Consider the following 14478-nt stretch of genomic DNA (forward strand, 5'->3'; position numbering starts at 1 on the left):
TCTTGATTAATGTCTATATGGATGATTTCAGAGCTGTACCGCAGGGCTTCACTCTGGCACGCACCACGGAGGAATGCCTCATGCTTTTGCGTGATTGTGAGGTGGGAGTCCTGTCACTCGACTATGATATGGGACCGGTGGACGATACCGGCGGCGAGGTTGCCAGTAGGATCGTAATGGAGGGCCTTTTCCCCCGTGAAATCTATTTGCATACCTCCAGTCCGTGGGGCCGGAGAGAGATGTACGAAATGCTCTATGCCGCCAAGCCGGAGGGGGTACTGCTGCATAACGGGCCTATGAGTCCGGAGAGGCTGCGTGAATTGGCTGCCGGAGACGGAAGCAAATGATGGACATGAATGAAATCGAGCTGCTGGAGCTTTTGGCGCAGGAGGGAAGACCGTTGGTTATCTTCTTCTATACTCCACTGTGCGGTACCTGTAAAGCGGCCCGGCGCATGCTGGAGGTAGCCGAGCACTTGCTGCCAACAGACGTTATTGTCGCAGCCGGCAATGTCAATATGATGCCTGAAATCGTCAGCCGGTACCGTATTTCCAGTGTGCCAGCCCTTCTTGTGTCTTCTGCAGAACGCAAGGCAAGCCCTGATATTTTTTATTCGATGGTTTCTGTAGAAAGAGTACTGGAGTACATAAGGAGTGTGACCCCATAATGATTTCATTGCAGCATCTTACTCTCCGCAGGGAGCAAAGCTTAATACTCGATGATGTTTCACTTGAGATCGGCCCTGGCGAGAACTGGGTGATTCTGGGCCGCAACGGTTCCGGGAAAACGACACTGCTGGAGATGATGACTGGTTATATGTTTCCCAGCAGCGGTTCGATAGAGGTGATGGGCTATAAATATGGCCAGTGCGATGTACGCGAGGTGCGTAAGGAGATCGGCTATATCGGCCCGACCCTCATGGAGAAGCTGTCACTGCAGGACCCTGTGTGGGAAGTTGTAGCGACGGGAGCATATGCTTATCTGCGATTTTATCAAAGCATTCCGGATTCCGTAAAAGAAAGAGCGATAAAACTGCTGGAGGATATGAATCTGGGTTCGCTGGTTTACCATCCGCTGGGAACCTTGTCACAGGGTGAACGCAAAAAAGCGATGCTGGCCCGTTGTCTGATGGCTGACCCGAAGCTGCTCATTATGGATGAGCCCTGTGCCGGTCTGGATCTGTATGAACGGGAAAAAATGCTGGCCGAGGTGGATAAGCTGCGGCGGCGTAATGTTGCCGTTGTCTATGTTACCCATCATGTCGAGGAAATTGTTCCGCTCTTCACTCATGTTGCGCTTATACGGGATGGAAAGCTGACCGGTTCCGGCCCGAAAGAAGAAGTACTGACCAAGGAAATGATTATGGCTACCTACGATATTCCTGTTGATGTTGAATGGGACGGAGGTCGTCCATGGATTAAAATAAGACCTGGAGGATTATCCATTTGAACGATTTTAGGCAAGACCCCGAGGGACAGGCTTCCCATGCGGAAGAAAAAGTAAGCTCTCGTTATATCTGCACCGCCAATCACGGCTTTGCTTCCTATGCCCAAGAGGAGCTTCGGCGGCTGTTTGGCGCTGTAAAGAGCATGCTGCTGCTTCCGGGTGAAATCTTTATCGCTACCCTGCAAGCGGAACCGGAAGAGGTAAGTCGTATTCTCTTGGCGAATCTGCCGATTTTTCTGCGGCATATTCAACCCGTGCAGTTTCAGGATGAGGCCGGCCTTCCGGCTCTGGGACGCCTTGCGGTATATTTGAGCCGTCAAAGTCAGCTTGAGGGACAAACCCTATCCCTGCAGGTCCGCAAAAGCAAAGATTCATTCTGGCAGGAAAGTCCCGGAGAACTGCGGGAGTGGCTGCAGGAGGAACTGAAGAGTCTGGATGCCGAATTCTCCGTTCAGGAACCGGCTTGGGTGATCTCTGTTTACGCCGATTCCGATGCTCTGTATGCCGGTGTCTCCCGTCCGGAAGAGAATTTATCTGACTGGAGCGGAGGTGCGGTCCGCTTCCGTAAAGAGGAAGGGCAAATTTCCAGGGCCAAGTTCAAGCTGATCGAGGCCGAAAAAGAATTCGGCATCCCTTTCAACAGCTTCCGCCGTGGACTTGATATCGGCGCAGCTCCGGGCGGCTGGACTTCCTTTTTGCTGGAGCGGGGCATACAGGTGACAGCGGTAGATCCGGCTCACATGCATGAATCGCTGAAGAATTATCCGGGGCTTAAAATTCTGCGTAAAAATGCCAATGAGTTGAAATTCAGTGAAAATGAATTTGATGTGATTGTTTGTGATATGAGTTGGAGTCCCAAGCTGATGGCCAAGATGGTGACAGGACTGCTTCATAGTCTGGTTCCGGGAGGAACCGCAATAGTTACTGTGAAGCTGATGCATAAGAAGCCGCTGGCGATGATCAAGGAGATCATTGAAATGTTCGAGGCCGAACGCATGCAGATCCAACGGGCCAAGCAGCTGTTCCATAATCGTGATGAAATAACGCTTTATATGATTAAATATTAAGCTAAGTTACTTGCATGCTCAACAGATATAGGGAAAGCATCCCGTAAACAATGATGCCGGCTTTTTGCCGGTACGTTGCTGCGGGTGCTTTCCCTTTTTATTTGCTAAGGAGGAGAATGAAATGCGTATGGAGTCCAAACTTTCGGCAGGACAAATTTTGGGTGGGCGTTATAAAATATCGGGGATCATCGGATCGGGCGGCATGAGTCATGTGCATTTGGCGGAAGATCTGCGGCTGCCGGGCAAAAGATGGGCGGTAAAAGAGTGTGTGACAGCAGGCCCGCAATACGGGAACGTTCAGGCCGAAGCAGAGCTGCTGATCTCATTGAACCACCGCAGACTGCCGCGGGTAGCCGATTTCTATCCGCCGGATGATGACGGGTACTCTTACCTGGTTATGGACTACATCGAGGGAATAACCTTAGCCCATTTAATGACAGCAAATCCTGGGCCCGTTCCGGGAGCGGCAATCCTGGAGTTTGCTGTACAGCTGCTGGAAGTCCTCCAGTATTTGCATGGGCATCATCCGCCAATTGTGTACCGTGATCTGAAACCGTCCAATATTATGGTGAACGGTCAGAATGAGCTTATGCTGATTGATTTTGGTATTGCCCGCAGCTTTAGAAACGGAGGCACGGAGGATACGGTGAAGCTGGGAACTGTCGGCTTTGCAGCCCCGGAGCAATATGGGGATGGACAGAGCCAGCCGGTGTCCGATCTGTATGGACTGGGTGCCTTACTGCTCTATATGGCAACCGGAGGCAAGTATAGCCAATGGATGACAGGAATGGATCGACAGCTAAGAGGCAAGGTCCCTGCCGGATTAGTTCCTGTTATTCAGCGTTTGCTGCGTCATCATCCGGAGGATCGTTATCGCGACGCCATGTCTGTCCTGAAAGTGATATCCAGCATTGAAGGGGGAAGTGCTGCGGCATCTGTGATACCGGCTTCAACCCTGACAAGCACAAGCAAAAGCACAAGCACAAGCACAAGTAAAAGAACAAGCACAGTGGCGCTGCTGGGAGTCGCCCACGGGCTTGGAACCACGCATACTTCTCTCGCGGTGAGCGGATGGTTATCGAGGCACGACACTACGGCCTGGGTTGATTTATGTCCTGGCTCCCCCGTATATGATCGGATTCAGAGCATGGTGGTAGCTGCAAAGGAATCCGATCCTGAACGGGAGTCTGGAGAGCCTTTTTTGTGGAATGGGGTTCATTACTGGAAATTGCCTGAAGGCAGGCGTTTGTCCGATTTGCCGTTAGGCAATTACCGTTATGTGGTTATGGATTTGGGTGTCGGGGGTTATGAAGGAGCGCTGGAGGAATTTGCGAGAAGCGATGTCCCGCTGCTGATGGCTTCAGGTGCGGATTGGCGGCTTGAGGAAACTTTGCTGTGGCTGCATCGCAGCGGACTGCCAGATCAGACGAAGTGGAAGGTATGCCTGCCGATGGCGGGCCGCTCTTCCGTATCCCTGCTGCAGGGGGCGGTTAGAGAGGGCAAGGTCTTCGGTCTCCCGGTGCAAATTAATCCGTTCAAGCGTGAAGGCAAGCTGGTGGAAGTGCTCGGGGAGCTGTTGAAAGACATCATCGACAATAGAAGTTACAGCAAACGGGGAAGTTTTTTTAAAAGAAGATAATATAAATCCCGCTAATTCTCTATTTCAGAGTAACTACTACTTGTGTTAAAATAAATTGTTGTATTTTTTTCGGATTGTAACGATTTTAAATATAGATAGGAGCTTGCGGAGAATTTATGAGTTTACTTACTGTAGAAGACGTTTCCCACAATTTCGGGGACCGGTTGTTGTTTAAGAACGTATCTTTCCGGCTGCTTGCCGGTGAGCATGTTGGAATCGTGGGTGCAAACGGTGTCGGCAAATCAACGCTGATGAATATTTTAACCGGAAAATTGCTCAAGGATAGCGGTAAAGTAGAATGGACGCCAAGAGTCCGCTACGGCTATCTGGATCAGCACACCAAGCTTACACCGGGCAAAACGGTGCGTGATGTGCTGAAGGATGCTTTTCTGCCGCTTTTGGAGCTGGAGCAGGAAATGATGGGAATTACCGATAAAATGGGCGATGCCTCCCCTGAGGAGCTAGAGGTTCTGCTGGAGCAGATGGGTGAAATTCAGGAACAGCTCGATATCGGTGACTTCTATCTGATTGATGTAAAAGTGGAGGAAATGGGCAATGGTCTTGGTTTGTCTGCCATTGGTCTGGATCGCGATGTTGCCAGCCTGAGCGGGGGACAGCGTACCAAGGTCCTGCTTGCGAAGCTGCTGCTGGAAAAACCGAATGTACTGCTGCTGGATGAGCCTACCAACTATCTGGACGTTGAGCACATCGACTGGCTGACCAATTATTTGAAGCAATACCCTTACGCATTTATGCTGATTTCCCATGATACTGAGTTTATGAATAAAGTTGTAGATATCGTCTACCACTTGGAATTTGCCAAGCTTACCCGTTATACGGCGAACTATGAGAGATTCCTGGATATGGCGGATATGAATAAAAATCAGCATATTGATGCTTATGAGAAACAGCAGGAATTTATCAAAAAACAGGAAGACTTCATCCAGCGCAATAAAGCGCGTTATTCTACTTCGGGCCGGGCAAAAAGCCGCGAGAAGCAGCTTGACCGCCTGGAGCGTATCGACCGTCCGGAAGAAGCGGCCAAGCCAACCTTCCAGTTCAAGGAGAGCCGGGCCAGCGGCAAAACGGTTTTCGAAGGCATCGATTTCGAGATCGGGTATGACCGTGCGCTCCTGCCGAAGCTGAATATGACGATTGAACGCGGTGAAAAAATAGCTATCGTTGGTTGTAATGGTGTAGGTAAATCAACGCTGCTGAAGACGATCCTGGGAGTTATTCCTGCGTACAGCGGCAAGACCTATCTTGGCGACTTCCTGAATACAGCCTATTTCCAGCAGGAAATGAAGGCTGCCAACATTACACCGATAGACGATGTCTGGAATGAATACTCAAGTCTTACCCAGAATGAAGTGCGCGGCCATCTGGCGCGTTGCGGTTTGAAAAATGAGCATATCACCCGTCCGCTTAATATGCTGAGCGGCGGCGAGCAGGCGAAGGTGCGCCTGTGCAAGCTGATGATGCGTGAGAGCAACTGGATTCTGTTCGATGAGCCTACGAACCATCTGGATGTTGTCGCCAAGGCGGAGCTTAAACGTGCATTGCAGGAATACAAAGGCACCATTCTGCTCGTTTCCCACGAACCGGATTTTTATGAGGATTGGGTCACCAAAATTTGGGACGTAGAGCAATGGTCGGGACAAACCGTATAGAATGAATAATAAGTCCGGGGAAGAGCGGCTCATGCTGCTGTTCCCCGGCTTTTGAATATGGGGGGGGCTGTTCTTGATAAACCATAATGAAAAAGATAATCCTACTGCTGCCGCTTCCGAAGGAAGGAATGGCCGCTATTCGCGTCAGGTCCGGTTCACACCTTTTGGTGCGGAAGGGCAGCAGAAGCTTTCGCAGTCCAGTGTATTGGTAGTCGGAGCAGGCGCTCTGGGTACCGGAATCGCTGAGACATTGACACGCTGCGGTGTCGGACGGGTTGTTATCGTTGACCGTGATTATGTAGAGTGGAGTAATCTCCAGCGTCAGCAGCTTTATACTGAAGAGGATGCCGCCCGCCGTATGCCGAAGGCAGCCGCTGCCAAAGCCAGACTTCAGAGCATCAATTCTGATGTAACAATAGAAGCTCATGTGCTCGATGTGCGAGCGGAAGAGCTGGAGAGCCTTGTTCAAGGCATGGACCTCATTATGGATGGAACCGATAATTTTGACACCAGGCTCATTATTAATGATATCGCGCAAAAACATCGGATTCCCTGGATTTACGGGGCCTGCGTCGGCAGCTATGGAATCACTTATACGATCATGCCCGGCGAGACTCCCTGTCTGAATTGCCTGCTCGGATCGGTTCCGCTAGGCGGAGATACTTGCGATATTGCCGGTATTTTGCCTCAGGCTGTGCAGCTCGTCACGGCCAACGGTACCGCTGAGGCGCTAAAGCTGCTCGGGGGGCGAAAAGAAAGCCTGCGGCGCAAGCTGCTGACCTTTGACGTGTGGCGTAATGAGCATCAGGAAATAGGAGTAAATGCCGCCCGTAAAGAGCACTGTCCTTCCTGCGGCAGTCATCCGGTGTATCCTTATCTTACAGCAGCCAATACGGAACGAAGCGATGTGCTATGCGGTCGGGATACGGTACAGATTCGTCCGGCCCACCGTCAGAAGCTTGATCTGGAAGAGACGGCGAAGCGGCTGGCTCGACTCGGAGGCGGGAAGGTTGACAGTAACCCCTATCTGGTCTCATTCAGGGAAGGGGATTACCGGTTGGTTGTTTTCGCTGATGGCAGGGCGCTGATTCACGGCACCAATGATATCGCTGTCGCTCGCAGCCTGTATCACCGGTATTTCGGATAGTGATGGAATCAAGTAAAAGACCCTTCCTTACAGGAATGGTCTTTTTGCAATACGGGAACCCTAATCTTAATCTGCAGCTTGCTGCAGGGTGAGACTTACGGAATGAGGGGGATATCCGTGAATGAAAGAATCATCTGGTTTACACCTAAATGGGAAGGTGTTAATGATATCTCTGCTAAAGACGATGGATGGGCTGAGAAGAAACGCATGGCTGCGGACCGACTCTTATTCGATGTGGGCCTAGAAATGGCAATAAGCACAGATCTAAAGGATCTGCGCTTACAACTCTCCCGGGATGAATCTGTCCTTCTGGTGGCGGAAATAAGAAATGCCGGTGAATGGACGGGTTGGGAAGAGATTTATGCCCTCAGAGAAAAGGGGAGACAGCTGCCCGTGATGGTAATCTCCGAGGGTGGTGGGCCGGAAGTTGCTGTCGCGGTTTTTGAAGCCGGAGGGAACGAGTACATGGACAAGCCCCTGCACCCTGAAGAATTTAGATGCAGAATACGTAATCTGTTATCTCTTACAGGACGCAGGAGATTAGGTAATCATGTTTTAAAAATTGACGGGCTGGTACTTGAGCCCACCCGCCGGCATGTCAGCCGGGATGGACAGGAAATGAAGCTGACTCCCAAGGAGTTTGATCTCCTTCACTATCTTGTCAGCAATGCTGGCGAGATTTGTCTGCGTGAAGAGATATTAAGCCGGGTATGGGGTTATCAGTTCCACGCGGATACCAATGTCGTGGATGTATATATACGGCATCTTCGAACAAAACTGGACAAGGGCTATCGAAATAAGCTGATCCATACAGTACGCGGTGCCGGTTATGTATTAAGGGCGCCGTAGGGCGGCGCCACATGCTGTTCCTGAATCTCTATTATAGCTATAACTCTATTATCTAGAGCTGTTACAGTACACGGCGGGCCTTCAAATAAGTTCTTTTCCAGTTGCCGGAATTAAGGTCGGAAATGGTTACACCCGGTGATCCGTAAGTGTGCAGGATTTTACCGTTGCCTGCATATACAGCTACGTGAGTAACATTTTTGCCGTTTGCTCTGCTGCCGCTCGAGAAGAAAACAAGATCGCCTACACGAAGATCGGACTTCGATACCGCTACGCCGACTTTCGATTGAGCTACGGAAGTGCGGGGTAATGTTTTTCCATATTTGCTGAAAATATATTTAGTAAAGGACGAGCAGTCAAAAACTCGGGTAGTAGAAGTGGATGCGCCGAATTCATAACGGACACCCATATAATTTTTGCCCAAGTTTACAATGCTTTGACCTTTCGAAACCGATGCGGTTGCTGCTGCTGCGGGTGCTGTGCCGACTCCTGTTGCCATCAAAGTACCGAGGCCAATTGTGGCACTCATACTTACGATAATTGCTTGTTTAAACCATTGCTGCTTATTCATGTTGTTAGTACCTCCAAGGTTTGTTGTGTTGCTTAGGTTGTTTGTCCTGCTTGTCTTCCTGATTCGTAGTATAGCAGGTTATCTATGCCCTAAAAATTGGTTGGGAGGTCTCAAAATAAGGCTGGGCAAAGAATGGAAGCGTTTTATTAAAAACTCATTAAAAGTTACAAAATATTAATATTTACATAGATGGGCGTACGGAAAAAAGCCGGAAAACCCTGTATTGGCAAGGGATTCCCGACTTTAATCATTTGAAACAAAAGTTACAACGATGTCTTTTAATTTGGGTATGTACTTTAATCTTTGCTCTGAATAATGAGCAGCAAACCGCTCTCTATAGTTACGGTACCCGTGGGGGCAGACAGCTTATTGCTTACACCCAGGGATTGTCCAAGTTTCAATGTGGCGTCAGTCAGCGGATATTCGAAACCCTGAAGTGTAATCCCCGTGACTTCCGGTGTTAAGGGGAGCAGGGACACATAAGTATAACCGCGGTCTTGGACTAATGCGTGTGATCCGGTTAGCGTTATATAATTATTGGAATCCATGACGTAACAATTCACCTGGCGCTGAAGCGCCCTGGTCATCATCTGAATGCTCGCCAAGGTATGATCCATCCGGGTACCGGTAACTCCCAGCAGCAATATTTGTTCAGGCTGGGTATTCAGTGCGTAATCAAGAGCCATTTCACTATCCGTCAAGTCCTTATTTACAGCGTCGCAAGTGATGGTTTCTCTGCTGCCTGCTTCAATCTGCTGTAATGCTTCAGAGGGAATAGAATCAAAATCACCAACCGATAGGTCGGGTGTATACCCGTGAGAAATCAGAAAAAGGGCTCCGCGATCCGCACCTATAATGAAATCATCTTCATCTAATACGTTCAAATACTCCGGAGACAGCTCTCCACCGGCAAAAATAACTACTCTTTTGGACGGCATCACAATACTCCCTTTCTTTTAGGTTTAAAGTTTATCATCCTGACCCAGTATAATGCAGTTTGAAAAGTTGTACAATTGTCTTGCACAGCGCTAAAATGAAAAGTGTACGTCTCATCGTCGGGACTACTGGATCATATTAGGGAGTTACGGCTTGGAGGTGAAAGAGATCGTAAGCGTTTTGTTTGTATGTCTGGGAAATATTTGCCGCTCGCCTATGGCTGAGGCTGTTCTGCGGCATAAGATTAGTGAGCGCGGATTGTCACAGGAAATCGTGGTTGACTCAGCGGGAACCGGAGACTGGCATATTGGTAAAGGGCCTCATGAGGGCACCCGGCGTATGCTAGATCAGAATGGGATCGGGTATGAGGGTGTAAAGGCCCGGCAGGTGCAAAGTGATGATTTTGAAAAGTTTCATTATATAGTGTGCATGGATAAGTCTAATGGCAGTAATGTCCGCAAGCTTCCCGGCGGGGAGAATGCCAAGCTGTTGTTCTTCATGGACCTGCTGCCGGAAGAGGAGCTGCGGGAAGTGCCGGACCCTTATTTTACCGGGAACTTTGAACAGGTTTATGATTTGATCAATGCTGGTTGTACAGTCCTGCTGGAACTGATGATCAGGGAGAATCTGTAGCACGATTCTCCCGCAATTTATCTGAAAGCGCACTCATCATAATTTCGTACATAAAGTTTTCAAGTTGTTCACTTTTTTTTCGATCAAACAGGATTTAAGCGTTTAAAAAATAGAGTAGCGATTCCGGAAGCTCCTGTTGCCAGAATCCCCAGAGATGCCTGCCGTCCTTTTCACGGTAGGATACGGTTGCCCCGCGCTGCTCCAATAATTCTTTCGTTTCCCTGTTCATTTCAACAAAGTTGTATACGCCTGTATCGGTCTTGAAATCCGTTTCCTGAAGTCCTACGACCATATTGATATTCAACCAGGACAGGTCTGCCTGCGCAGCTATTATTTCTTGGGACTCGGGATAGAATGCCCCGGAGAGACTGATTACCCGGTTGAATAAAGAGGGGTAGGAAAGGGCTAAATGAAGCGAAACACTGCCGCCCAGGGAATCGCCGGCAATGATCCGTTCATTCGGAGTTTGCCGCACCGGATAATTGCTTTCAATGTAGGGAATAATTTCTTCGGCAAAGCAAGAGAGATACTGAGCAAACCTGTTGCCAAAAGGCGCATACTCCTGTGTTCGTACGGCAACATCCACTTCCACACCGACGATGATGAACGGCTCGACATCTTCCTCCAGGATCAGCCGGCCTGCCAAAGTGGCAATACGGCCAAAGTTGAAGAATTCCTCGCCATCCTGGCAGTAGATAACCGGGTAGCTAAGAAGCTCATTGTAGCCCGGAGGCAGATATATCCGCAGCTTGCGGTCCTCCTGCAGATGGTTGCTCCAAATGGTTTGCTTTACGATTGTACGTTTCAGAAAAACAGGCTCACTCATGGTTGTCACGTCACCTTTCTTGTCGTATTTTGCAATACTAACGGCAATGCGTTAAAATTACCAATGTGCTAAATGTGGTAAATATCATTTACATGTTGAAAATAATCTTTTCTGTTATACAGAAATCGTAAGCCTGTTATACATACAAAATTTGTGAAAACATAAATTTTATACGTATTTCTTTGACGAAAGAGATAAAACAGGTGTATAATAATTCTATAACAGAGGCAGCTGATATTCAAATTTTTTTATTGAGGTGAAGATAATGAGTAAAGTTCCTTATGAAGTGTATACAGAGGATGTGGAGGCTCTTTCGGTGCTTTCCCCGGATGGAGAAGTTATCAATAAGGATAAACTGCCTGCACTTACCGACGATCAATTGAAAGAAATTATGTATCGTATGGTATTTACCCGTACTTGGGATGATCGTGCAGTGAATTTGGGCCGTCAAGGCCGACTTGGTTTCTACGCGCCGGTATCCGGCCAGGAAGCTACAATGATCGGCAGTGAATTTGCTTTGGAGAAAGAAGATTTCGTCTGCCCGGGCTACCGTGATATTCCGCAGCTCGTATGGCATGGCCTTCCTTTATATCAAGCGTTCCTGTACTCCCGCGGACACCAGCATGGTGGACAAATTCCGGACGGCGTAAACGTATTGATGCCGCAAATCATCATTGGCGCACAAATTCTGCATGCCACCGGAATCGCGATGGGCTTCAAGCTGAAGAACCAGAAGAACGTAGCCATTACTTACACGGGTGACGGCGGTTCCTCCGAAGGCGACTTCTATGAAGGTCTGAACTTTGCAGGACGTTTCAAACTTCCGGTTATTTTCTTTGTACAAAATAACGGCTATGCCATTACAACTCCTTTTGCAAAACAGACGGCTTCCAAATCGATTGCCCACAAAGCGGTTGCAGCCGGTATCCCGGGCATCAAGGTTGACGGCATGGATATCTTTGCTGTTATCCGCGCTGTACAGGAAGCTGCTGAACGCTCACGTAATGGCGAAGGCGCTACGCTGATCGAAGCTGTAACTTACCGTTTCCGTCCGCATTCCCTTTCCGACGATGCCAGCAAATACCGCTCGAAGGAAGAAGAAGGACAATGGAACGAGAAGGATCCGATTGCCCGTCTTGCCAAGTATTTGGAGAAGAAGGGTCTTTGGACCGAGGAAGATACCCTGCGCGTAAGAGATGAAGCGAAAGCGACTGTCAACGAGCAGATTAAAAAAGCGGAGCAAACCGAAAAAATGACCATTCCCGGCTTGATCGACAGCATGTTCGAGGTAACACCGAAACATCTGCAAGAGCAAAAAGCCGATTTTGAATAAGGGGGATACCACGCAATGGCACAAATGAATATGAAAGAAGCGATCCGCGACGCAATGCGCGTTGAACTGAGTCGTGACCCTAACGTTCTTATCTTTGGAGAGGATGTTGGTAATGTAGGCGGCGTGTTCCGTGTAACGGAAGGGCTGCAAAAGGAATTTGGCGAAGACCGCGTATTTGATACACCTCTGGCTGAGTCGGCTATAGGGGGGTTGGCTGTAGGTCTCGGCGTGCAGGGCTTCCGTCCTATCGCAGAGATTCAATTTATCGGCTTTATCTTTGAAGCGCTTGATCAAATCGTCATTCAGGCAGCACGTTTGCGCTGGCGTTCCGGCGGTAAATATAATGCACCAATTGTATTCCGTACTCCTTTTGGCGGCGGGGTTAAGGCTGCTGAGCTTCATACCGATTCTTTGGAAGGCTTGATTGCCCAAAGCCCGGGCATTAAAGTAGTCATTCCTTCTAATCCTTACGATGCAAAGGGACTTCTCATTGCGGCTATCCGCGATAATGACCCTGTATTCTTCATGGAGCATTTGAATCTTTACCATGCTTTCCGTGCTGAAGTGCCGGAAGGTGAGTACACCGTAGAGCTTGGCAAAGCAAATGTGGTTCGCGAAGGCTCTGACGTAACAATCGTAACTTACGGCCTGATGGTACATACAGCTACTAAAGCGGCCGAACAGCTTGAGAAGGACGGCATCAAGGTTGAGATCATCGATCTGCGTACGGTTAGCCCGATCGACATTGATACGATTCTGGAGTCCGTGAAGAAAACGAACCGCGTCATCGTTGTGCAGGAAGCACAGAAGAGCGCGGGCGTGGCCGCTGAGGTTATCGCGCAAATCAACGAAAAAGGCATTCTTCATCTGGAAGCGCCGGTGCTTCGTATTGCCGGTCCGGATACCGTATATCCATATGCACAAATTGAAGATACCTGGCTCCCTAACCCTGCACGCATCATTGCAGGCGTGAAGAAAGTTCTGGAATTTTAAATAATCCACAGCACTAATTTCCATGAGGAGGTTTTCGAGTTGGCAAAATTTGAGTACCGGTTCCCTGAACTGGGCGAAGGCCTGCATGAAGGCGAAATTATCAAAATGCATATCAAGGCCGGCGACAAAGTAACAGATGACGATATTGTTATGGAAGTCCAAAATGATAAAGCAGTAGTGGAAGTACCCTGCCCTGTCAATGGTACAGTTCTGGAAGTATTCACGAAGGATGGTCAGGTTTGCCGTGTAGGCGAAGTTGTGGCTATCATTGATGCGGAAGGCGACGTTCCAGAACAGGAAGGCCATGCTGAAGCTCACGGTTCCCAAGAAGCCGATGCTGCAAAAGGAAGTGCGGATACGACTTCTTCTCCTGCGGCAACCAGCCCGGCAGACGCCAAAGAAGGCGGAGCGGCGGCAGCAGCTGTTGTACCGGCTCCAGACCGTGATGTACTGGCTACCCCTAGCGTTCGTAAATTTGCCCGCGAGCAGAACGTGGATATTTCCAAAGTAAATGGCAGCGGCAAAAGCGGCAAAATCACCCGTGAAGACGTTGAAGCGTTCCTCAGCGGTGGTTCGGCACCAGCGGCTGCACCTGCAGCAGCAACTGAAGCTCCTAAGGCTGAAGCGAAGACTGCAGCACCGGCAGCATCGGCGGGCAATGTAAGCCCTGAAGAAGAACGCGTTCCTTTCAAAGGCATTCGTAAAGCAATCTCCAATGCTATGGTTAAATCGGCTTACACTGCACCGCATGTAACGATTATGGATGAAGTGGACGTAACCGAACTGGTAGCGTTCCGTACCCGTATGAAGCCTGTCGCTGAGAAAAAAGGCGTTAAGGTTACTTACCTTCCGTTTATCGTCAAGGCACTTGTTGCGGCTTCCCGTCAATTCCCTGCACTTAACGCAATGATTGATGAAGAGTCCAATGAAATTGTCTACAAGAAATACTACAATATCGGTATTGCTACAGATACGGACAACGGCTTGATCGTTCCTGTTATTAAGGACGCTGACCGTAAGAGCATCTGGATGATCGCAAGCGCGATTAGCGACCTTGCCCTGCGCGGACGCGACGGCAAGCTGTCTCCGAATGAAATGAAAGGCAGCACCATCTCGATCAGCAACATCGGTTCCGCCGGCGGCATGTTCTTTACACCAATTATTAACTTCCCGGAAGTGGCTATCCTCGGAACAGGCCGCATCACGGAGAAACCGGTGGTTAAGAACGGCGAAATCATAGCTGCTCCTGTAATGGCTCTGTCCCTGAGTTTTGATCACCGTATTATTGATGGCGCAACAGCGCAAAACTTCATGAATTACATTAAAACGCTGCTTGCTAATCCTGATATGTTAGTTATGGAGGTGTAATAT

15 protein-coding genes are annotated in these 14478 nt (G+C 49.2%); 12 read left to right on the forward strand and 3 right to left on the reverse strand.

Going from position 1 to position 14478, the window contains the following annotated elements; all coding sequences use genetic code 11:
• The first annotated feature begins 2 nt into the window (after positions 1-2).
• From PaeBR_RS12800 to PaeBR_RS12835, 8 genes are all read left to right on the forward strand, one after another.
• Positions 3-347 carry a cyclic-phosphate processing receiver domain-containing protein gene (locus PaeBR_RS12800; protein ID WP_410510979.1) on the forward strand — a complete coding sequence of 115 codons (345 nt, stop codon included), beginning with the start codon at positions 3-5 and terminating at the stop codon, positions 345-347.
• Positions 344-667: a thioredoxin family protein gene (locus PaeBR_RS12805; RefSeq protein WP_410510980.1), complete on the forward strand. Its 324-nt coding sequence runs from the start codon at positions 344-346 to the stop codon at positions 665-667. The genes PaeBR_RS12800 and PaeBR_RS12805 overlap by 4 nt, the downstream gene beginning before the upstream one ends.
• Positions 667-1449: an ABC transporter ATP-binding protein gene (locus PaeBR_RS12810; RefSeq protein ID WP_410510981.1), complete on the forward strand. Its 783-nt coding sequence runs from the start codon at positions 667-669 to the stop codon at positions 1447-1449. The genes PaeBR_RS12805 and PaeBR_RS12810 overlap by 1 nt, the downstream gene beginning before the upstream one ends.
• Entirely contained in the window at positions 1446-2513 is a 1068-nt protein-coding gene (locus tag PaeBR_RS12815) for an SAM-dependent methyltransferase (RefSeq protein WP_410510982.1), read from the forward strand. Before PaeBR_RS12810 ends, PaeBR_RS12815 begins: the two co-directional genes overlap by 4 nt.
• A 121-nt stretch (positions 2514-2634) precedes the next feature.
• A complete protein-coding gene (locus PaeBR_RS12820) occupies positions 2635-4152 on the forward strand; it encodes a serine/threonine protein kinase (RefSeq protein WP_410510983.1) in 1518 nt (505 codons plus the stop codon).
• Between the two features lie 116 nt (positions 4153-4268).
• Positions 4269-5822, forward strand: a complete 1554-nt coding sequence (locus PaeBR_RS12825; protein ID WP_410510984.1) for an ABC-F family ATP-binding cassette domain-containing protein — start codon at positions 4269-4271, stop codon at positions 5820-5822.
• A 76-nt stretch (positions 5823-5898) separates the two neighbouring features.
• Positions 5899-6969, forward strand: coding sequence for a MoeB/ThiF family adenylyltransferase (locus tag PaeBR_RS12830; RefSeq protein ID WP_410515169.1), 1071 nt, complete (start codon positions 5899-5901; stop codon positions 6967-6969).
• 117 nt (positions 6970-7086) lie between these two features.
• On the forward strand, positions 7087-7818 hold the full coding sequence (locus PaeBR_RS12835) for a winged helix-turn-helix domain-containing protein (RefSeq protein WP_410510985.1): 732 nt from the start codon (positions 7087-7089) through the stop codon (positions 7816-7818).
• Positions 7819-7879: 61 nt separating this feature from the next.
• On the opposite strand, the gene PaeBR_RS12840 is transcribed toward PaeBR_RS12835, so the two are convergent.
• Together PaeBR_RS12840 and PaeBR_RS12845 are read right to left on the reverse strand one after the other, a co-directional pair.
• Entirely contained in the window at positions 7880-8386 is a 507-nt protein-coding gene (locus PaeBR_RS12840; protein WP_410510986.1) for a C40 family peptidase, read from the reverse strand.
• A 296-nt stretch (positions 8387-8682) separates the two neighbouring features.
• A complete protein-coding gene (locus tag PaeBR_RS12845) occupies positions 8683-9324 on the reverse strand; it encodes a thiamine diphosphokinase (protein WP_410510987.1) in 642 nt (213 codons plus the stop codon).
• 166 nt (positions 9325-9490) lie between these two features.
• Between PaeBR_RS12845 and PaeBR_RS12850 the strand changes: the two genes are divergently transcribed.
• On the forward strand, positions 9491-9955 hold the full coding sequence (locus PaeBR_RS12850) for a low molecular weight protein-tyrosine-phosphatase (protein ID WP_410515170.1): 465 nt from the start codon (positions 9491-9493) through the stop codon (positions 9953-9955).
• Between the two features lie 94 nt (positions 9956-10049).
• Here PaeBR_RS12850 and PaeBR_RS12855 read toward each other — a convergent pair whose 3' ends face one another.
• Entirely contained in the window at positions 10050-10781 is a 732-nt protein-coding gene (locus tag PaeBR_RS12855; RefSeq protein ID WP_410510988.1) for an alpha/beta hydrolase, read from the reverse strand.
• 265 nt (positions 10782-11046) lie between these two features.
• Here PaeBR_RS12855 and pdhA point away from each other — a divergent pair, with 265 nt between their 5' ends.
• Genes pdhA through PaeBR_RS12870 form a run of 3 tightly spaced genes read left to right on the forward strand, consistent with a single transcriptional unit; the run spans position 11047 to position 14475 of the window.
• Positions 11047-12114, forward strand: coding sequence for a pyruvate dehydrogenase (acetyl-transferring) E1 component subunit alpha (pdhA, locus tag PaeBR_RS12860; RefSeq protein ID WP_410510989.1), 1068 nt, complete (start codon positions 11047-11049; stop codon positions 12112-12114).
• Between the two features lie 15 nt (positions 12115-12129).
• The gene (locus tag PaeBR_RS12865) at positions 12130-13107 is read left to right on the forward strand and encodes an alpha-ketoacid dehydrogenase subunit beta (RefSeq protein ID WP_410510990.1); all 978 of its coding nucleotides are present in this window, start codon (positions 12130-12132) and stop codon (positions 13105-13107) included.
• Between the two features lie 39 nt (positions 13108-13146).
• Entirely contained in the window at positions 13147-14475 is a 1329-nt protein-coding gene (locus tag PaeBR_RS12870; RefSeq protein WP_410510991.1) for a dihydrolipoamide acetyltransferase family protein, read from the forward strand.
• Positions 14476-14478: the final 3 nt, after the last annotated feature.

The organism is Paenibacillus sp. BR2-3, from assembly GCF_046529485.1.
Lineage (GTDB): Bacteria > Bacillota > Bacilli > Paenibacillales > Paenibacillaceae > Paenibacillus_AQ.